The organism is Streptomyces sp. NPDC051020 (assembly GCF_040683105.1).
Lineage (GTDB): Bacteria > Actinomycetota > Actinomycetes > Streptomycetales > Streptomycetaceae > Streptomyces.
Genome location: NZ_JBFBCG010000248.1, coordinates 1 through 1,042, shown reverse-complemented (window position 1 = coordinate 1,042; position 1,042 = coordinate 1). Strand labels below are relative to the sequence as shown.

The following is a 1,042-nucleotide window of genomic DNA, read 5'->3' as shown; positions in this document are numbered from 1 at the left end:
ATCGACCTATGCCGAGACCGTGACTATGCAGAAGCCATGCGTGCTGTTCCGCTCCTTCGTGGGGTTTCGGCTGTTCGTGGCTCTGCATAGTTTCGGTGCCGGGCAGCCTCACGAGCGAGGGGGCAGGGGTGCTCCCGCGAGGGGGTGGCCATGCCGTTCGGAAGTACGCGTCGGAAGGCGGGTGCTCTGGCACCGCACGTGGAGGGCTACCGGGCATGGCTGGCGGAGCGCGGGTACACGACCCAGACGGCCAAGAACATGCTCAAGGATCTGGGGCAGGTCGGCCTGTGGCTTTCGAGGCAGGGCCTCGATCCCGCGGATCTGGACGAAGGGCGGCTGAAGCAGCACCTTGCCGACCTGCGGAAGTCGGGTCGCCGCCGGGTAGCCGGGCCACGGGGCTTGGTCCCGCTGCTGACCTTCCTGCGTGAGGCCGGGGTGGTGCCCGCACCGCAGGCTCCGCCGTCGCCGGCGGATGTTCTGCTGGAGCGCTACCGGTGCTGGATGGAGGCCGAGCGTGGCCTGTCGGCGTCGACCATGCTGCGCTACGGGAAAACCGCCCGGCGATTCCTGGCCGAACAATCCATGACCGACGGCCAGTTCATGCCGGACAGCCTGACCGGAGCGGACCTGAACGCGTTCCTGCTGCGGGAGTGCGCCAGGGTCTCGGCGGGCTCGGCAAAGGGGCGGGTGGCCGAGCTGCGGTCGCTGATGCGGTTCCTTCACCTGCACGGCGTCATCCCGATGAAGCTCGGCGGCGCGGTGCCTCCGGTGGGCGGCTGGCGCTTCGCCTCCGTGCCGCCGACGATGGCAGCCGGCGACGTTCAGCGGCTGCTGGACCATACTCCGCGCCACGGGACGGTCGGCGTCCGCGACTACGCGATCCTGATGCTGGTGGCCAGGCTCGGGCTGCGGTCGATCGAGGTGGCCCGGCTGCTGCTGGACGACATCGACTGGCGATGCGGCGAGATCGTCGTCCGCGGCAAGGGACGCCGGGAGGACCGGCTCCGGGATCTCTCTCAGCCCTGTCCGGCATCGCGACTAT

At 69.6% G+C, this 1,042-nt stretch carries 1 protein-coding gene; it reads left to right on the top strand.

All coding sequences use genetic code 11. The features are described 5' to 3' along the window. Positions 1 to 150: 150 nt before the first annotated feature. Positions 151 to 1,042: tyrosine-type recombinase/integrase (locus AB0N06_RS39015; RefSeq protein ID WP_366139398.1), on the top strand; the 892-nt coding region annotated here is incomplete at its 3' end.